This window comes from Micromonospora sp. NPDC049081 (assembly GCF_040648835.1).
Taxonomy (GTDB): domain Bacteria; phylum Actinomycetota; class Actinomycetes; order Mycobacteriales; family Micromonosporaceae; genus Micromonospora; species Micromonospora antibiotica.
Window position 1 is genome coordinate 137,170 of the sequence record NZ_JBEZEK010000014.1, and the last position, 17,810, is coordinate 154,979.

At 73.4% G+C, this 17,810-nt stretch carries 18 protein-coding genes; 13 read left to right on the plus strand and 5 right to left on the minus strand.

All coding sequences use genetic code 11. The annotated features are described in order from the left end of the window. Nucleotides 1-72: 72 nt before the first annotated feature. A complete protein-coding gene (gene rpsD, locus AB0B63_RS20860; protein ID WP_219460451.1) occupies nucleotides 73-681 on the plus strand; it encodes a 30S ribosomal protein S4 in 609 nt (202 codons plus the stop codon). Here rpsD and AB0B63_RS20865 read toward each other — a convergent pair. Beyond that, complete coding sequence (locus AB0B63_RS20865; protein ID WP_357021121.1) at nucleotides 669-2,528, minus strand: ABC transporter ATP-binding protein; 1,860 nt, start codon at nucleotides 2,526-2,528, stop codon at nucleotides 669-671. The genes rpsD and AB0B63_RS20865 overlap by 13 nt on opposite strands. Further along, a complete protein-coding gene (locus AB0B63_RS20870; RefSeq protein ID WP_357021124.1) occupies nucleotides 2,525-4,249 on the minus strand; it encodes an ABC transporter ATP-binding protein in 1,725 nt (574 codons plus the stop codon). The genes AB0B63_RS20865 and AB0B63_RS20870 overlap by 4 nt, the downstream gene beginning before the upstream one ends. Nucleotides 4,250-4,348: 99 nt before the next feature. On the opposite strand from AB0B63_RS20870, the gene AB0B63_RS20875 reads away from it, so the two are divergent. Genes AB0B63_RS20875 through AB0B63_RS20890 form a run of 4 tightly spaced genes read left to right on the plus strand, consistent with a single transcriptional unit; the run spans nucleotide 4,349 to nucleotide 8,266 of the window. Continuing rightward, nucleotides 4,349-5,386, plus strand: coding sequence for an iron-siderophore ABC transporter substrate-binding protein (locus AB0B63_RS20875; RefSeq protein ID WP_208570528.1), 1,038 nt, complete (start codon nucleotides 4,349-4,351; stop codon nucleotides 5,384-5,386). Further along, on the plus strand, nucleotides 5,386-6,426 hold the full coding sequence (locus tag AB0B63_RS20880; RefSeq protein ID WP_357021127.1) for an iron ABC transporter permease: 1,041 nt from the start codon (nucleotides 5,386-5,388) through the stop codon (nucleotides 6,424-6,426). Before AB0B63_RS20875 ends, AB0B63_RS20880 begins: the two co-directional genes overlap by 1 nt. Next, complete coding sequence (locus AB0B63_RS20885; RefSeq protein WP_357021130.1) at nucleotides 6,423-7,457, plus strand: iron chelate uptake ABC transporter family permease subunit; 1,035 nt, start codon at nucleotides 6,423-6,425, stop codon at nucleotides 7,455-7,457. The genes AB0B63_RS20880 and AB0B63_RS20885 overlap by 4 nt, the downstream gene beginning before the upstream one ends. Beyond that, nucleotides 7,454-8,266, plus strand: a complete 813-nt coding sequence (locus AB0B63_RS20890) for an ABC transporter ATP-binding protein (protein ID WP_208570525.1) — start codon at nucleotides 7,454-7,456, stop codon at nucleotides 8,264-8,266. The genes AB0B63_RS20885 and AB0B63_RS20890 overlap by 4 nt, the downstream gene beginning before the upstream one ends. A gap of 253 nt (nucleotides 8,267-8,519) precedes the next feature. Here AB0B63_RS20890 and AB0B63_RS20895 read toward each other — a convergent pair whose 3' ends face one another. Beyond that, the gene (locus AB0B63_RS20895) at nucleotides 8,520-8,984 is read right to left on the minus strand and encodes a DIP1984 family protein (protein ID WP_357021133.1); all 465 of its coding nucleotides are present in this window, start codon (nucleotides 8,982-8,984) and stop codon (nucleotides 8,520-8,522) included. A 117-nt stretch (nucleotides 8,985-9,101) separates the two neighbouring features. On the opposite strand from AB0B63_RS20895, the gene AB0B63_RS20900 reads away from it, so the two are divergent. The 3 genes from AB0B63_RS20900 to AB0B63_RS20910 all read left to right on the plus strand — a co-directional run bounded on the left by AB0B63_RS20900 (nucleotide 9,102) and on the right by AB0B63_RS20910 (nucleotide 12,102). Continuing rightward, nucleotides 9,102-10,337 carry a hypothetical protein gene (locus AB0B63_RS20900; RefSeq protein ID WP_357021137.1) on the plus strand — a complete coding sequence of 412 codons (1,236 nt, stop codon included), beginning with the start codon at nucleotides 9,102-9,104 and terminating at the stop codon, nucleotides 10,335-10,337. Between the two features lie 83 nt (nucleotides 10,338-10,420). Next, nucleotides 10,421-11,065: a hypothetical protein gene (locus AB0B63_RS20905; RefSeq protein ID WP_357021140.1), complete on the plus strand. Its 645-nt coding sequence runs from the start codon at nucleotides 10,421-10,423 to the stop codon at nucleotides 11,063-11,065. A 155-nt stretch (nucleotides 11,066-11,220) separates the two neighbouring features. Then, on the plus strand, nucleotides 11,221-12,102 hold the full coding sequence (locus AB0B63_RS20910; RefSeq protein ID WP_357021143.1) for a fructosamine kinase family protein: 882 nt from the start codon (nucleotides 11,221-11,223) through the stop codon (nucleotides 12,100-12,102). Between the two features lie 68 nt (nucleotides 12,103-12,170). On the opposite strand, the gene AB0B63_RS20915 is transcribed toward AB0B63_RS20910, so the two are convergent. Then, nucleotides 12,171-12,563 (minus strand): nuclear transport factor 2 family protein, encoded by a 393-nt coding sequence (locus tag AB0B63_RS20915; protein WP_357021146.1) that lies wholly within the window; start codon nucleotides 12,561-12,563, stop codon nucleotides 12,171-12,173. A gap of 172 nt (nucleotides 12,564-12,735) precedes the next feature. Here AB0B63_RS20915 and AB0B63_RS20920 point away from each other — a divergent pair, with 172 nt between their 5' ends. The 5 genes from AB0B63_RS20920 to AB0B63_RS20940 all read left to right on the plus strand — a co-directional run bounded on the left by AB0B63_RS20920 (nucleotide 12,736) and on the right by AB0B63_RS20940 (nucleotide 16,671). After that, a complete protein-coding gene (locus tag AB0B63_RS20920; protein WP_357021149.1) occupies nucleotides 12,736-14,244 on the plus strand; it encodes an MFS transporter in 1,509 nt (502 codons plus the stop codon). A 13-nt stretch (nucleotides 14,245-14,257) separates the two neighbouring features. Then, nucleotides 14,258-14,836 (plus strand): TetR/AcrR family transcriptional regulator, encoded by a 579-nt coding sequence (locus tag AB0B63_RS20925; protein ID WP_357021152.1) that lies wholly within the window; start codon nucleotides 14,258-14,260, stop codon nucleotides 14,834-14,836. Between the two features lie 136 nt (nucleotides 14,837-14,972). Continuing rightward, nucleotides 14,973-15,647, plus strand: a complete 675-nt coding sequence (locus tag AB0B63_RS20930) for a hypothetical protein (protein WP_208570517.1) — start codon at nucleotides 14,973-14,975, stop codon at nucleotides 15,645-15,647. Between the two features lie 215 nt (nucleotides 15,648-15,862). Continuing rightward, on the plus strand, nucleotides 15,863-16,273 hold the full coding sequence (locus AB0B63_RS20935; RefSeq protein WP_357021157.1) for a hypothetical protein: 411 nt from the start codon (nucleotides 15,863-15,865) through the stop codon (nucleotides 16,271-16,273). A 137-nt stretch (nucleotides 16,274-16,410) separates the two neighbouring features. Continuing rightward, complete coding sequence (locus AB0B63_RS20940) at nucleotides 16,411-16,671, plus strand: hypothetical protein (RefSeq protein ID WP_357021161.1); 261 nt, start codon at nucleotides 16,411-16,413, stop codon at nucleotides 16,669-16,671. Between the two features lie 166 nt (nucleotides 16,672-16,837). On the opposite strand, the gene AB0B63_RS20945 is transcribed toward AB0B63_RS20940, so the two are convergent. Further along, nucleotides 16,838-17,761, minus strand: coding sequence for a LysR family transcriptional regulator (locus AB0B63_RS20945; RefSeq protein WP_357021164.1), 924 nt, complete (start codon nucleotides 17,759-17,761; stop codon nucleotides 16,838-16,840). Between the last annotated feature and the right edge of the window lie 49 nt (nucleotides 17,762-17,810).

A 17,810-nucleotide genomic window follows, 5' to 3' on the forward strand; every position in this document is an offset into this window, starting at 1 on the left:
ATCCCTGACTCCTCAATGTAGGTTAGCCTTACCTAAGTTGCAGGCTAGACCATTCGATCGGAGACGTCGAACGTGAACCACCCCCGCCCCAAGGCCCGGCTCTCCCGCGCGCTCGGCATCCCGCTCACCCGCAAGTGCGTGCGGTACTTCGAGCGACGTCCCTACCCGCCGGGTGTGCACGGCCGCAACCGGCGCAAGACCTCCGACTACCAGGTCCGGCTGCTGGAGAAGCAGCGGCTGCGCCACCAGTACAACGTCAGCGAGGCCCAACTGCGCCGGACGTTCGACGAGGCCGCCCGGGGCGCCGGGAAGACCGGTGAGTCGCTGGTCGCCCTCCTGGAACGGCGACTCGACGCGGTGGTGCTCCGGGCCGGGCTGGCCCGCAGCATCTACCAGGCACGCCAACTCGTCGGACACGGTCACTTCACCGTCGACGGGCACAAGGTCGACCGGCCCTCGTACCGGCTGCGGCCCGGCCAGGTGGTCGCGGTACGCGAGCGCAGCCGCGCCCTGCCACCGTTCCAGCTCGCCGCCACCGGCGCGCACGCCGACGACCGACCCCGCCCGTACCTGTCGGTGGAGCTCACCGGGCTGCGCGCCACGCTGCTGCGCGAGCCCGCCCGGCACGAGGTGCCGGTGGTCTGCGACGAGCAGCTCGTGGTGGAGTTCTACTCCCGCTGAGCGGTCAGCGGCGGCCCGTCCCTCCGCACCTGCCGCCGCTGCGGCACCGGCGGGTCGCCGCTGCCCACCACGGGCCCCGCAGCGGCGTCGGTGCGGGGCGGCCCGGGACCGTCGGCGGCCCGGGCGGTCCACGCCGCCCACAGCCGGGCGTAGCTTGCCCCCGCACCGACCAGGTCGGCGTGCGGACCACTCTCGACGATCTCGCCATGGTCCATGACGATGATGTGGTCCGCGGCCACGGCCTGGGTGAGGCGGTGGGCGACGACCAGGGCGGTGCGTCCCGCCAACGCCGCGGCGGCGGCCTGTTCGAGGTCGCGCGCACCTGCGCTGCCCGCCTCGGCGGTCGCCTCGTCCAGCACCACCACCGCGGGGTCGAGCAGCACCACCCGGGCCAGCGCCAACTGCTGCGCCTGCGCCGGAGTCAGCGGGTGGCCGCCCTCACCGACCACGGTGCCCAGGCCCCCGGGGAGGGCGAGCACCCAGGTCAGGGCACCGACGCGGGCCAGGGCCGCGGTGAGTTCCTCCGGCGTGGCGTGCGGGCGGGCCAACCGCAGGTCCTCGTCGAGGGGCCCGGCGAACACGTGGGTCTCCTGACTGACCAGGGCGACCGTCCGGGCGGGCAGCTCATTGACGGGTACGCCGCCCAGGGTGGCCGTGCCGTGCCCGGGGCGCAGGGCCCCGGCGGCGATCGACGCGACCGTGGTCTTCCCGGCGCCGGTGGACCCGACCAGCGCGACGACCTGGCCCGACCCGACCCGCAGGGAGACGTCGCGCAGCACCGGCGTGGTCCCGTCGTAGCTGAAGCCGACGCCGGTCAGGACGAGGTCGTGCGCCGTCGGCGCGGTGCCGCCGCCACGGCCTTCGGGGTCCGTGCCGAGCACACCGACGAGACGGGCCAGGCTCGCCCCCGCATCCTGGGCCTTGTCGAAGGTGACCATCAGGTGCAGCATCGGGCCGAACAGGCGGTGCAGCAGCAGCGCGGCCGCGGAGACCTCGCCGAGGGTGACGGCGTCCCGGCGGACGAGCAGGAATCCCACCGCCAGCACCGCGCCGAGCCCGGCCAGCTCCGCCCCGTGGATGCGGCCTACGAAACGGGTGTAGAGGGCGAACACGCTCGTCGAGATGTCCCGCGCGCGGGCCGAGACCGCCGTGATGCCGGCGAGGTGCCGGTCCTCCAGCCGGTAGGCGTGCACCGTACGGATGCCCTGCACACTCTCGACGAACTGCTGCGACCGCTGCGCGATGGCGACCCGCTCCGCCGCGTAGGCCGGCGCGGCCCGGGGGAGGTACCACCGCAGGCCGAGCACATGGAGCGGGACGGCGACCGCGCCGGCCAGCCCCAGCCGCCAGTCGATGCCGATCATCGTGCCGAGGCTGATCGCCGCCAGCAGCAGGGCCGAGATCAGGGTGGGCAGAACCTCGGTGACGGCCCGGTCGATGGCGCTGACGTCCGCACCGACCCGCGAGACCAGGTCGCCCCGGCCCGCCCGGTCGAGCACCGCCGCCGGCAGGCGCAGCGCGGTGTCCAGGGCACGTTCACGCAGGTCGGCGAGGATCCCCGCACCCAACCGGCGGATCAGGTGGGCGCTGACGCCGGTGGCCACGCCGCCGACGACCGCCGCGGCCACGATGACCACGGCGACCGGCACGAGCGCGTCGGTGCCGCCACCGGCCCGGACCCGGTCGACCAGCAGGCCCAGGGCGTATGCGGGGACGATCGCCGTGGCGGCGGCGAACAGCCCGACGACCAGGGTGCCGCCGGTGCCGCCCGGGCGGGCCCGTAGTTGAGCACCGAGCCACGCCCTGCTCTCGCGCGGGCCGGCCACGGGCAGGATCGGGTGGGTCACCGCAGCACCGTCCGGCGGTAGCTGTCGTCGTGGCCGACGAGTTCGGCGTGCGTACCCTCGGCGGCGACGGCGCCGTCCCCGATGAACACCACCCGGTCGGTGGCGGCCAGCAGCGTCGGGCTGGTGGTGATGACGACGGTGCCGTAGCCGGCATCCGAACCGTGCCGCAGGGCGCGGATGCCGTCGGCGACGGCCCGTTCGGTGACCGCGTCGACGGCGGTGGTCGGGTCGTGCAGGACCAGCAGCGGCGGCGCGGCGAGCAACGCGCGGGCGAGCGCGACACGTTGCCGCTGGCCGCCGGAGAGGTTCGCGCCGCGTTCGGTGACCGGCATGCGTAGGCCCTCCGGGTGCAGGTGCGCCACCTCGGCGACGGCAGCGGCGCCCAGGGCCTCGTCGAGCCGTCCGTCGTCGTGCCGACCGTCGTCGTCGTGCCGCCCTCCGTCGTCGCGCAGGGCGATGTTCGAGGCGAGGGTGCCGGTGAACAGGTCGGTGCGGTGCGGTTCGCTGTGCAGCACCTGCCGCGCCCGGCCCCGGTCCACGGCCTCGAGCCGTTCGCCGCCGAGCAGGACGTCACCCGTGTGACCGTCGGGCACCGCCAGCAGCCGCGCCAGCGCCTCGGCGTCCGCCGGTCGGCGGGCCACCACACCGACGAACTCCCCGCCGCGCACGTGCAGGCGCAGCCCGGCGAGCGGGCCGTACGTCACGTCGGTCAGGCGCAGCTCGTGGCCGCCGCTGCGGGGCGCGGCGGCACCCGGCGGCAGGACCACGTCGGCCGTGACGACGGCGGCGACCCGCTCCGCCGCCGCGCGGGCGGCAGCGGTCCAACCGGGTACGACCGCGAGCACACCGAACGGTTCGACGAGGAACTGCGCGGAGCCGATCACCGTGATGAACTGGCCGACCGTGATGCGGCCGGTGAGCGCGAACCAGCCCGCCATGAGCGCGATGCCTCCGGACAGCAGGGCGCTCAGCATCGTGGACGCGCCCAGGTAGGCGTTCTGGGTCCGGGAGGCGCGCAGCGTGGCCGCCAGGGCGTGGCGGCTCACCCGGTGGTACCGCTCGACGGCGGCGTCCTGCGCGCCGATGCCGCGCAACGCCCGCAGCCCGGTCACCAGGTCGGTGGCGAGCGCGGTGGCCCGGCCGGCCTGATCCTGTTGCTCCTTGACACGTCGGGCGATCAGCGGCGCGGTGCGGTTGAGGACCGCCAGCACGACCGGGATGGCGACCAGCACGGTCAGTCCGAGCGGTGGCGAGATCAGCAGCAGCGCGACCGCGCTGACCGTGACCGCCACCAGGGCGCTGGTGATCCGGGGGATGTGGTCGAGCAGGTAGGAGGTGTACTCGGCGTCGGTGGTGGTGACCGCGAGCAGGTCGCCGGTGTGCCGTTCGGCCCGGAGCACGCGTGGGTGCAGGATCCGTGCCGCCAGCTCGACCCGCAGTTGGTGACCCTCCTCGGCGATGGCCCGTTGCAGGCGTCGCGCGCCGAAGCGGTAGGTCACCGCCAGCACCAGGTAGACCGCCGCCAGGACGGCGATCCAGACGAGCAGTGCGGTCAGGTCGCCGGTGGCGACGCCCCGGTCGACGATGACGCCGATGAGGATCGGCACCAGGGCCGCGCAGAGCTGGTAGACGCCGGCCAGTGCCGTTCCGCTCCAGAGGCGTCGCCCGTTGCGGGCGACCGCCCTACGCAGGATGACGGTGCCAGCACTGATCTTGCTCACTGCCTCATACCCCCTGGTCAACGGCTCAGGAACGTGGAGTACTTTACCGATCAAGTATTAGGTAAGCCTGTCCTTACTATGTGAGTTGGAGTACTCCGTATGCGCCCCTCCCGGTTGCTCACCGGAATCGTCGCGGTCGCCACCACGCTCGCCCTCGCCGCCTGCGGCGGGTCGTCCGACCCCGACGGGAAGCCCGCCGCGTCCGGGCCCGCGACGGCGACCTTCCCACTCACTGTCACCCACGCGCTGGGCACCACCACGATCGACAAGAAGCCGGAGCGGGTCGCCACCGTCAACTGGGCCAACCACGAGGTCCCCCTCGCCCTGGGCGTCGTCCCGGTCGGCTACGCCAAGGCCAACTTCGGCGACGAGGACGGCGACGGGCTGCTGCCCTGGGACGCCGCGCGACTCAAGGAACTCGGCGCGTCGACCCCGGTGCTGTTCGACGAGACCGACGGCATCGACTTCGAGGCGGTGGCGAACACCAGGCCGGACGTCATCCTGGCCGCGTACTCCGGCCTGACCAAACAGGACTACGACACCCTGACGAAGATCGCGCCGGTCGTCGCGTACCCGCAGGCGCCCTGGGCCACCTCGTGGCGCGACAGCATCAAGCTGGAGAGCAAGGCCCTCGGCCTGGCCACCGAGGGTGACGCGCTGATCGCGAAGATCGAGAAGCAGATGAAGGACGAGGCCGCCCGCTACCCGAAGCTGGCGGGCCGGTCGGTGATGTTCCTGACCCACCTCGACCCGACCGACCTCAGCAAGATCAGCTTCTACACCACGAACGACACCCGGGCCCAGTTCTTCACCGACCTCGGCATGACGCACCCGCAGAGCATCGCGAAGGCCTCCGCCGCGACCAAGGAATTCAGCCTCACCCAGAGCGCCGAGCAGGTGCAGAACCTCAGCGACGTCGACATCATCGTGACCTACGGCGACGCCGACGGCACCACCCTGGCCACCCTCCAGAAGGACCCGCTGCTGTCCAAGATCCCCGCGATCAAGCGCGGCTCCTTCGTCTCGCTGCCCGGCAGCACCCCCGTCGCCACCGCCGCCAACCCGACACCCCTGGGCGTCTCGTTCGTCCTCAAGGACTACGTCGACCTGCTCGGCAAAGCCGCCGACAAGCTCTGATGACCGGTGCAACCACCTCCGGGCCGGACGTCGCCCTGCTGCGACGTCCGGCCCGGACCCGCCTGACCTGGCTCCTGGTCGTCCTCGCCGCGCTGACCCTGGCCCTGATCGCGTCGGTCGCCTTCGGTTCCCGGATCGTCGGCTGGGCCGACATCACCGCCGCACTCGGCGGCACCCAGGACACCCTCGACCAGGCGGCCGTGGTCAAACGCCTGCCCCGGACGGTGCTCGCGGCCCTGGTCGGCGCCGCACTGGCCCTGTCCGGGGCCGTGATGCAGGGCGTCACCCGCAACCCGCTCGCCGACCCGGGCATCCTCGGGGTGAACATGGGCGCGATGCTCGCCATCGCCGTCGCCATGACCACCGTCGGCCTGTACACCGCCACCATGTACATCTGGGTCGCCATCGCCGGAGCGGCGGTGTCCGCGCTGTTCGTCTACGCGGTCGGCTCGCTCGGTCGCGGCGGCGCCACCCCTCTCAAGATCGCCCTGGCCGGGGCGGCCACCTCCGCCGCCCTCGCCTCGCTGGTGGTCGCGGTCGTGCTGCCGCGTGGCGACATCGCCGAGAACTTCCAGTCCTGGCAGGTCGGCGGCGTCGGCGGGGCCAGCTGGGACAGCATCGGCCAGGTCCTGCCGTTCCTGGCCGCCGGGCTGGCCGTCTGCCTGCTGTGCGCCCGGGCACTCAACTCCCTCGCGCTCGGCGACGACCTCGCCGCCGGCCTGGGCGAACGCGTCGCCCTGGTCCGCGGGATCGCCGCCGCCGGTGCGGTGGTGCTCTGCGGCGCGGCCACCGCGGTCGCCGGACCGATCGCCTTCGTCGGCCTGATCGTCCCGCACCTGTGCCGGCTGCTCGTCGGACTCGACCACCGTTGGCTGCTGCCGTTCGCGACCCTGGTCGGCGCGGTGCTGCTGACCGTCGCGGACGTCGCCGGACGGGTGGTGAACCGCCCCGACGAGATCGAGGCCGGGATCATCACCGCCCTGATCGGCGCCCCCTTCTTCATCTACATCGTCCGCCGGCAGAAGGTACGCGAACTGTGAGCACCACGACCCTGAGGGCCGTCACCCGCGGTCGGGTCCGGCGCAGCCGACGACGTCGTGTCGTGCTGACCGCACTCTCGGCGGCGGTGGCCGCGCTGGTCGTCGTCTCGCTGATGGTCGGGCAGACGTTCTACCCGCCCGGCGACGTGCTGCGGGTGATCCTCGGCGAGACCGTGCCCGGCGCGTCGTTCACCGTCGGTGAACTCCGGCTGCCCCGCACCGTCCTGGCCCTGGCGACCGGGCTCTGCTTCGGCATGGGCGGCGTCACCTTCCAGACCATGTTGCGCAACCCGCTGGCCAGCCCCGACATCATCGGCATCAGCTCGGCGGCGAGCGCCGCGGCGGCCTTCGGCATCATCGTGCTCGGCCTCGGCGAGACCGGCGTCTCGATCTTCGCCATCGTCGCCGCGCTCGGCGTCGCCGTGCTCATCTACCTGCTGTCGTTCACCGACGGGGTGGCCGGCACCCGGCTGGTGCTGATCGGCATCGGCATCGCCGCCATGCTCAACAGCGCCACCTCGTACGTCCTCAACCAGGCCGGCCAGTGGGACCTGCAGGCGGCGACCCGCTGGCTCAACGGCAGCCTCAACGGCTCCACCTGGGACGAGACCGTTCCGGTGCTGGCCGCGCTGGCCGTGTTCGGCCCGGTGCTGCTGAGCCAGGCCCGGAACCTGACCATGCTGCAACTCGGCGACGACACCGCCGCGGCGCTCGGCACCCGGCTGGAACGTACCCGGCTGGTCTCGATCGTCGCGGCCGTCGGCCTGATCGCGTTCGCCACCTCGGCCACCGGACCGATCGCGTTCGTGGCCTTCCTGGCCGGGCCGATCGCCGCCCGGCTGGTCGGTGCCGGCGGCTCACCGCTGGTGCCGTCCGCCCTCGTCGGCGCGCTGCTGGTGCTCGTCGCCGACTTCCTCGGCCAGTTCGCCTTCGACATCCGCTTCCCGGTGGGGGTGATCACCGGCGTGCTCGGTGCCCCGTACCTCATCTACCTGCTCGTCCGCACGAACCGCGCCGGAGGCTCGCTGTGACCACCGACCACGCCCTGACGACGGAGAAACTGACCGTCGGCTACGGCGACCGCGTCGTCATCGAATCGCTCGACCTGCTCGTCCCGCCCGGCCGGATCACCGCGATCGTCGGCGCCAACGCCTGCGGGAAGTCGACGCTGCTGCGGTCGATGTCGCGGCTGCTCGCCCCGCGCGCCGGTCACGTCCTGCTCGACGGCCGGCAGGTGCACCGGACGCCGGCCAAGGAGCTGGCCCGCACCCTCGGCCTGCTGCCCCAGTCACCGATCGCCCCGGAGGGCATCACCGTGGCCGACCTGGTCGGCCGGGGCCGCAACCCGCACCAGCGACTGCTGTCGCGCTGGAGCGGGGACGACGACCGTGCGGTCGCCGCCGCCCTCGACGCCACCCACACCGCCGACCTGGCCGACCGGTCGGTCGACGAACTCTCCGGCGGGCAGCGGCAACGGGTGTGGATCGCGATGGCGCTGGCCCAACAGACCGAACTGCTGCTGCTCGACGAGCCGACCACCTTCCTCGACGTCAGCCACCAGGTCGAGGTGCTCGACCTGCTCACCGACCTCAACGCCACACGCGGCACCACGATCGTGATGGTGCTGCACGACCTGAACATGGCCGCCCGCTACGCCGGCCACCTCATCGCGCTGGCCGACGGTGGCCTGTACGCGGCGGGGCCGCCGACCGAGGTGCTGACCGAGGAGTGCGTCCGGGCCGTCTTCGGCCTGGACAGTCGGGTCATCGTCGATCCGGTCTCCGGCCGGCCGTTGATGCTGCCGATCGGTCGCCATCACGTCTCGGCCGCCCGCACCTAGCCCCCCGACGAGCCCCGCCGGGGCGGCCGGTACGGGTTGCGGAGGTCCCCTGTCCCACCCTCGCCGTCGTGGATCTGCACCCGGTGGTGTGCCGTACCCTGTGCGCCGTCACCTGTGTGCTGTGCTGGGCGTGCGGTGTGTGCCGGGGAATCGAACCCCCGCGCCTGCCCTCGGCGCACCAGCGTGAGCCGGAATACCCGCCGGCTCCCGGGTTCGTGCACGCCTCCACGTCGGCTACCTGCTCCGCAACCCGTCAGTCCAGCAGGTCGACCTCCCAGTTGCTCCGCTGGATCAGCGTGTCGACCTCGCGGAGCTGCCGGGCGAGGTCGTCGGCCTGGCCGCGCAGCTGCGCCACCGGCAGCGCCGGGATCATCCTCAGCTCCGACCGCAACTGCCGGAACCCCCGCTGGCCCTCGCCGGCAGCGGCGTCCGCGGCGGCGGTGACCACGCTGTGCCGCAACCGGAGCACGTCGCGGCGGGCCAGGGCGTCGGTGAGCGTGCCGCCGTCGAGCACGGTGGCGGCGTTGGTGCGGTTGATCCGCCGGATCAGCGTCTCCAACTCTCCGAGCACCACGCCGGCCTCGGTCAGCAGCGCCGTCGCGTCCTCCGCCGGCGTCTCACCCTCCTGGAACCGGGCGCTGGCCACGATGCGGGCCCGGAGTTGTTCGGCGCGGCGTGCCGCATCCGCGCGCAACGCCAGGGCCTCGGCAAGCTTCATGCCCGCCAGTATGGCCGGCGAAGATCACCCCTGCCGCCCAATTCATCGACGCCGGGGGAGACGGGCGACGCCGACGGGGCCCGGGACAGGTCGGGGTGCCTGGGTACGATGCCCGGCGTGCCTCTCGCCGCAGACCTACGTGACCTGCTGAAAGACCCGTCGTTCTGGTCGGCCTACGAGCGCTCCGACGGCGACGACGGTGCTGACGACGAGCGCTGGGAGGACCATCCCGGATGGACGCTGACGGCCGACGTCGGCGGCGGTCACACCCTCGTCCTGGAGATCGACATCGAGCTCGGCATGGTCAACCTCGGAATGTGCCCGCCCGGCGTGACCGAGCCGCTGCAACTCGGCTGGGACGACGACGCGCACCCCTTCCCGCACGCCCTGCGCTGGGACGAACTGGACCTGATCGCCCGGGCCGTCGCGTTGCGGGACCCGGACCTGCCGCACCCCGGCCCACTGCTGGCGTTGGCCAGCCGGTTCGTGCTGCTCGGCGAGCACGACGACCTCGACGCGGTCACCCCGCTGTTGGCTGCCGCCTTCGGGACCGGCCCCGCCGACGCCGCCTACTGGCCGACGGCCCGCTCCTGGCTGTACCGGTGCGACGGGCGCGGCAGGGGCGTCACCTGGCAGCGCGACGACGCCGGGAACTGGACCGTCGACCAGGACGAGGACCAGAGCGGCGACTTCACGCTCTACAGCCTGCGCGGCCCGGAGTCGGAGTTCCCGTTCGACGCCTGGCGGGAGCTGCTCGCCGCCGCCGGGCGTACCGTCGCCGACGCCGTGCCCGGGTCGGCGCGGGACGCTCTCGGTGACCTGCCGGCGCGTGCCGTCGCCGACCGTGACCTGAGCCTGGCCGGGCAGACCGGCCGGTCGCTCGCCGCAGCCGGCGTCGGTCATCCGGTGATCCTGCGCGGGCTCGACGGACCCACGGACCCTGCCGAGGTCTGCTGGATCCTCGAAACGGTCACCGGCGCGGCGCAGGGTTCCCTCGTGGCCCGGTGGTTCGGCCCGAGTGCGCTGCGGGTGGCCCGCCGCTACCGGCTGGACCTGCACCTGGAGGTCGGCGGACGGCCCGATTCGCGCGGGTACGCCACCACGGTGACCCGCGACCTCGACCGGGCGCTGCGCGACCGGGGCCTGGGCCACGCCGAGCAGACCGGCAGCAGCATGCGCCGGGACGCCTCCGGTGGCTATGTCACCCACGCCGTCAGCGTGGACATCGCGGTCTTCGACGATCTCGCCGCCGGCACCGACCTCGTCCGGCACACGCTGCTGCGCCACGATCCGGCACCGGAGACCGTGCTGCGTCACCAGGGGGGCACCGACGCAGTGGTGGCGCTGCGGTGACCCCGGCGGGTCGGCAAACGGCCGACCCGCCGCCGGCCGGACGGCACTATGCTGCGACAAGTCCCGTCGAGCAGGGAGATGACGTGTCGCGTCGTACCGGTAGGCCCTCGTATCTGCTGGCCGCGTCGCCTTCACCACGCCGCCGGACGTCCCGGCTCGCCGTCGTCGCCGCGATCGGCCTCGTCGTCGCCCTCGTCGGCGGCGGCATCGGATACACGGTCGGTCGACCGGACGCCACCGAGTCGACCATCGCCGAGCTGCGCCGGGCCGAGGCGAAGCGGGACGCCCAGCAGATCACCGAGCTGACGGCCACCGCCCGACGCCTCCGCGACGAGATCACCCCCGTGCTCGACGCCCTGCGGGCCGGGTCGACCGCCGACCAGCAGCAGGCACGCCAGTGGCAGCAGACCGTGCTGCGGGCGGCGGAGCCGTTCGCCGACCCACCGTCGGGCAGCACGGCAACCAACGTGGCACGCGGTGGTCTGCGTGGCGCCGTGGAGCAGACGTCCCTGGCCGTCGAGTCGTACCTCCTCGCGGTCACCGGGCCACCCGCGCAGCGGGCGGCGCTGACGGCACTGGCGAAACGGCAGGCGGAGCAGGCCGCCGCCGCCTGGTCCGTCGCCGCCACCCAACTCGATCAGGTCAACGTCGACGCCGGCCACGGCCACCAGCACGTCTACCTGGACGGCGACCAGCACGACGGCGCGCAGGAGGGCACCGGCGGGTGACCGGGGCCGGGCCGGGCCTGCCACCCGGTTCGGTCCGGCGTACCCGCGCCACCCGGGTCGTGCCCGTGCGGCGTCGACCGGCCGGCGGGGCTGCGGTGCGCGACGGGGCATGCCATGGTGGACCCGCCGCACCCCGACCCGGACGGAGCGCACCGATGCCCGCGACGGATCTGCTCGCCGAACGGTTGGTGCGGGCCGGGATCGGTGACGTCGTCACCGTCGAGCCGGTGAGCGGTGGCCTCGCCGCGCTCGCCGGGATCGCCCACCGCAGGGACGCGCCACCGGTCTTCGTCAAGACCTTCGCCGATCCACCCGACGGCGACGCGTTCGTCGCGGAGGCCGACGGGCTGACGGCCCTGCGGGAACTGGGCGGCCTGGCGACCCCCGACGTGCTCGTGGCGAACCACGAACTGCTGGTGCTGTCGCTGTTGTCGCCGAGGCCGCAGGACGGGGCCTTCTGGGAGCGGTTCGCTCACGCGCTCGCCCACCTGCACACCAGCACCGTCCACCCCCGCTTCGGCTGGCACCGCGACAACTGGTTGGGGCGTCGCCGGCAGGTCAACACCTGGGCCGACGACGGCTTCGCCTTCTTCGCCGAACGCCGTCTGCTGCGCTGGCTCTCCGAGCCCCGGGTCGAGGCGGCGCTCGGTGCCGCCGACCGGGCCGCGATGCAACGGCTGTGCGCCCGGCTGCCCGAGCTGCTGCCGGACCGGCCGGCGTGCCTGACGCACGGCGACCTCTGGTCGCAGAACGTGCTGTCCACCGGGGACGGACAGGCGGCGTTGATCGACCCGGCGGTGTCGTACCTGTGGGCAGAGGTGGACCTGGCCCACCTGTGGACCACGGCTGCGCCACCGCAGTCGCGTCGGTTCTTCGCCGTCTATGCCGAGCTGACCGGCCTCGACGCCGGCTGGCGGGACCGCATGCCGATCATCCAACTGCGGCAACACCTGGCGGTGCTGGCCCAGTTCGACGACGACTGGGGTGCCGCCGAGACGATCCGCGCCACGCTCGCCCCGTTCCGGTCGCGGGCCTGACCGGCCGCGACCGGCGACCACCGGGCACGTCCCGGGAGCCGGCGGCCGACCCGGGCGGCCGGGCGCCGTCACGATCCCGACGGCACCCCGGGCGGCTGCCGACCCGGCCAGAACGGCCATTCCTCGAACGACCGGCACCGCCCGTCGTCGGCGAAGCGCATCACCCACAGGTCGCGGTACTCCTGCGTGACCGGGTTGCCGTAGTGCACCTCGTGGCGGGACACGGCGGTGTCGCCGTCGACCGCGACGATCGCGCTGGTCATCCGGAACACCTCATCGGGGCCCTTGCGCTGCGCCTCCCACATCCGGGCGATGGCCGGCAGACCCACCACGGGGGTCAGGTAGGGCCCCTGCTGGTAGCTCGCGTCCTCGGTGAAGAGCGCGCCGAGGGTGTCCGTACCCGCCGTCCGCCAGGCCCGCTCGTAGGCGACGAGCCAGTCGTCGACATGCTTCCTGTCCATGCGTTCCACCCTGCCATCCGGCAGACGATGGAGTGCCGCACACCGCCCACACCGCGGGCGGCGGGCCCGGTGGCGCTGCTGCGGTGATCGCGCCGGGAGCGGCTGGGCCGGCAGCCGGGGGTGCGGTACGTCACCCTGACAAACTGTACCGGCTGGTCGGTACAGTTCCGGCGTGATCACGTCCTCGACCCCGGTTCCCGCTCCGGTGCTGTCCACCCGCCGACGGTGGGCGGCGCTGGCCGTGCTGGCCGCGGCGGTGCTGCTGCTCGCCGTCGACGGGACGGTGCTCTCGCTGGCGGTGCCGGCGCTGACCGCGAGCCTGGCACCGACCGCGGAACAGGTCCTCTGGATCGGTGACGTCTACTCGCTGACCCTGGCGGGGCTGCTGGTGCTGATGGGCAACCTGGCCGACCGGTTCGGGCGCAAACGGGTCCTGCTGGTCGGTTCGGTGGCGTTCGGTGCGGCGTCGCTGCTGGCCGCGTTCGCCCCCAGCGCGCCGGCGCTGATCGGGGCACGTCTGCTGCTCGGTGTGGCCGGCGCGACGCTGATGCCGTCCACCCTGTCGCTGATCCGCAACATCTTCCCCGACAGCGGCGAACGGACCCGGGCGATCGCCATCTGGTCCACCGCCTTCGGGGCCGGGTCGGCGGTCGGGCCGCTGGTGGGCGGGTTCCTGCTGGAGCACTTCTGGTGGGGCTCGGTGTTCCTCATCAACGTCCCGGTGATGGTCCTGGTGGTGGTCTCGGGCTTGCTGCTGCTCCCGGAGTCCCGCGACCCGCGACCGGGCCGCTTCGACGTCCCCTCCGCGGTGCTGTCCATGGCGGCGGTCGTGCCGCTGGTGTACGCGGTCAAGCACGTGGTCGGGGCCGGCGTCGACGGCGTGACGGTGTCCTGCCTGCTGGTCGGCGTGACCGCCGGGGTGCTGTTCGTGCGGCGGCAGCGGCGGCTGGAACAGCCCATGCTCGACGTCGAGCTGTTCGGCAACCCGGCGTTCCTCGGGGCGGTCGTCGCCAACGTCATCGCCATCTTCGCGCTGGTCGGCATGCTGTTCTTCTTCTCGCAGTACCTCCAGTTCGCCAGGGGGTTCGGCCCGTTGCAGGCGGGACTGGCCGAGTTGCCCGCGACCCTGGCCTCGATCGTCGTCGTCGTGATCATCGCTGCGGTCGTGGCCCGCTTCGGCCGGGGCCGGGCCATCGCGCTCGGCCTGGGCCTGGCCGCCGCGGGGCTGGCCGGGGTGGCGGTCGCCGCGCACGCGCCGTACCTGTGGCTGGGGTTGGCGCTCGTGCCCATCGGCCTCGGCATCGGGCTGGCGATGACCCTGACCGGCGACGCCATCATCTCGGCCGCGCCCCCGCGCAAGGCCGGTTCCGTCTCGGCGATCACCGAGACCGCCAACGAACTCGGCGTGGTGCTGGGCATCGCGGTGCTGGGCTCCCTGCTGTCGCTGGTCTACCGGCACGCGGTGAGCGTTCCGTCCGGGCTGCCGGCCGCCGACGCGGCCCGGGTCCGTGACTCGCTGGGCTCGGCGTTGCAGGTGCTGCCGCCGCAGGCCGCCGCCGGGGCGCGGGACGCGTTCATCACCGGCGTGCAGGTCACCTCGTCGCTCGCCGCGGCGCTGACCCTCGGCGCGGCGGTGCTGGCCTGGGTGCTCATCCCCTCACCGCGTCCCACGCGGCCGTAGGTACGGTGTCGCCGTGGGACGCACAGCCGGCCGGTCGCCGCAGGACACCCGACGTGCCCTGCTGGACGCCGCCGCGGACGCCGTCCGCGCCCGGGGGATCCATGCCTCGCTGGACGACATCGCCCGCTTCGCCGGCGTGTCCAAGGGCGGCCTGATCTACCACTTCGCCAGCAAGGACGAGCTGATCGCCGAGTTGGCGCGCGATCAGCTCGCCGCCTTCCAGGCGAGCATCGACGCCGCGCTGGACCCCAGCGACACCGCACCGGGACGACTGACCCGGGCCTACCTGCGCGCGGCGGTGGCGCCCGCCGACGACGCCACGGTACGCGCATCGCTGTCGCTGATCACCCAGCTCATGACGGTGCCCGCGGTCGCCGAACTCGCCCGGGCCGACGCGGAACGGCTGGCGGCGGCCCTCGCCGCCGACGGGCTGCCCGCCGAGGTGCTGGCGCTCGTGGTGGCGGCGGCGGACGGCATGAGCACCGCGCCGTTGTGGGGCGCCCCGACGCACACCCCGGCCCACCGACGGCTGGCGGAGCGGCTGCTGCACCTGACCCGGAACCCGCACCTGTGGGAGCTGCTCACGCCCTGAGCCGGGCGACCCGCACGGCCCGGCACGGCTGCGACGTCGGCGGCTGCCGACCTCCCGCCGCAGGCGGTATCCTCATCCACTCTCGTCGATCGGCGAGGTGGTTTCGTTCCGCTCCGCACACCCTTTCGGAGGCACGATGAGGTTCCGCATCGCCCGTACGCTCGGTGCACTCGCGCTCGTGCTGGGAGCCGTCGCCGTACCGGCGACCCCGGCCGTCGCGCACGACACCGCCGACGCGATCGCGGTGTACCCGCCGATCCAGGGCTCGTCCACCTGGAACAGGTTCGGCGGGTCCGGGCCGGCCAACCACCACATCGTGTTCGGCAACTGGGGCTACACCAACGACTGGGCGGTCGACATCTACCGCAACCCGGGAGCCACCGTCGTCTCCCCGTTCGGCACCAAGACGGCGGCCGGGCACCCGGTCGCGGTCACCGTGGTCACCGTCCGTCCGGGCTGCGCGACCGGCAACCTCGCCGACGGCGGCTACCGGATCGGACTCGAAGCCCGGGACACCACGACCGGTGGGATCATCGGCCGGGCGGACGTGATGCACGTGAACAACAAACCCGGCGGTGTCGTCGTCGGGGCCTCGGTCGGCCCGTGGACCAAGCTCGGTGAGACCGGCCGGTTCCGGTACTCCAGCTGCTACCAGGTCAACGGGGACAGCGGCGCGCACATCCACCTCGAGGTGATCAACCAGCACCGGTACTCCTGCTACGTCAACCGCGCCGCCGACACCGCCCTGACCGACCTGACCGTGGTCGGCCGGATCGGCGTCCACTACTCCGGCCAGCGCGCCGCCTGCTGACGACGGCCGGTGGCGCGACGACCGGCCTGTCACCGAGGGTCGGCGTCGCCACCGCCCGCCGGGGCCGGGTCCGTGCCGGACGCTGTCGGTTGGTCGGCAGTGTCCGGGCACGGACAGTGGCCGCCATGTGACTTGGGGTCCCACCCATGATGGGTCACGTCGACGTGCCGTCGCGACAGGCCGGCGGACGGGACACCCCGGTCAGGAGGATGGGCATGCCGTTCGAGGTCGACTTCAACTGGGCATCGCAGGCCGTCATCGAGACGGTGGCCGTGCCGTTCCCGTCCCTGGAGACGCCACCCGACGTGGTCGTCGCCGACCCCGCGGTCCCGCAGTTGGCGTTCCAGCAATCCGGCCCGGTGACGGTCACGATGCTCGGCAGCGGCCGGTGGAACCGCGACACCAGCTACCGGTTCAACGCCGGCTGCAACCAGGAACCGCACCAGGCGGCGGCGATCGGGGAGGTCGGGGTGCTCGCCGCCGCGCAGGCGCAGCGGTTGGAGGACTGGTTCCTCCAGCGGTATCCGAACTCCAACCCGGTGGTGTTGAAGAACGGCGGGAAGTGGAACCTCATCCTCACCCGCAACGGTGCGGTCTTCAACTTCCACGTGGGCGTCCAGGACTGACACCTCCCGTGCCGGCGCGGGGCGGCCCGGCCGCCCCGCGCCTGCCTCCCGGGGCCTGCCCGAACGGTGGATCGGTGATCGGCCACTGTGGATCTACGATCGGTCACAGTCCCGTCACCCCTGCGGAAGGACCCCCCATGTCCCAGCCGATGCGCCGCCGGTTCACCCGACTCGCGGTGGTCGCCACCGCGGCGGCCGCCGTCAGTTTCACCGTCCAGCCGGCCCCGGCCGCCGCCGTGCCGTTCGACTGGAACGGGGCCTTCGCCACGTACGAGGAGTGCGAGCAGTACCGCATCGACGCCAGCTACTGGGGTGAGGTGGCCAACAGCTGCGTCTACCGCACCCTGCCCGACAGCCAGTACAACGGCTGGTACTTCCGGGCCGCGATCGCGGGCTGAGCCCCGACGACGGGCTGCCCCGGCCCACAGCCCGCCCGCCGGGCCGCCGGGTTCACCGCACCCCTCCGGTACGACAGGTGGCCATCCGCGCGACACCGGCGCGGGTGGCCACCCCTGGTGGCGGACGCCTCGATTCCCTGTTGCCCGGCGCGACCGCTCCGGCCGGTCAGAGGGCGACCCGCACCCGTCCGGTGCCGGGCACCCCGGCGGCCCGCAGCGCACAGGCGTCGGCCGGGCGGTCGGCGGCGACGGCGGTGGCGATCCGGACGAACGCCGCCACCGCCAGCGAATGCGAATGCCGCGGCCAGGTCACCGCGAAGGCGGCCTCCGGCGCGTCCTCGACCGGCCGCCACGTCAACTGCGGCCGGGCGTTGCGCGCGGCCACCGAGGCGGGCAGCAGCGCGACCATCCGTCCGAGTTCGATCTGCCGCAGCATCTGCACCATGTCCCCGAACGGCGGCCGCTGCTCACCGTGGCGGACGTAGACGTACGCGCCGGGGACGACCTGCTGGTGCCCGGCCTCGATGTCGGCCAGCCGTAGCCGGGGCGGCCCGGCGAGCGGGTGACCGGTCGGCAGCGCCAGCACCTGCGGCTCGCGCAGCAGCGCCTCGACGTCCAGCCCCTCGGTGTCGAACGGCTCGAGGACGATCGCCACGTCGGCCTCGCCCGCGCGCAGCAGCCGGGGCTGTTCCCGCCAGCCGGTGAACACCACCTCGACCGGCACCGCCGCCGGCTCGGCAGCGTACGCCGCGAGCATGTCCTCCAGCAGCCCCGCCTCGACGTCGGCCTTCACCGCGAGCACCAGCCTGCCGTCCGTCACCCCGGCCGCCCGTCGGGCCCGCAGGGTGGCGGCGTCGAGGGCGACCAGCGCCGCCCGTGCGTCGGCCAGGAGCAGCGCGCCCACCTCGGTGAGACTGACGCTGCGGGTGGTGCGCGCGAACAGCCGCACCCCGAGCTCCGTCTCCAGGCCAGCGACCGCCCTGGACAGCGCCGGTGCGGCGATGCCGATCCGGCGGGCCGCCCGGGTGAAGTTGAGTTCCTCGGCGACGGCCACGAAGTATCGCAGCGCCCTCGACTCCACGGGATTCATGCCTCCAGGGTAATGATCGCGCCCGAACCGGTCCTTCTCCCCGTGCCGC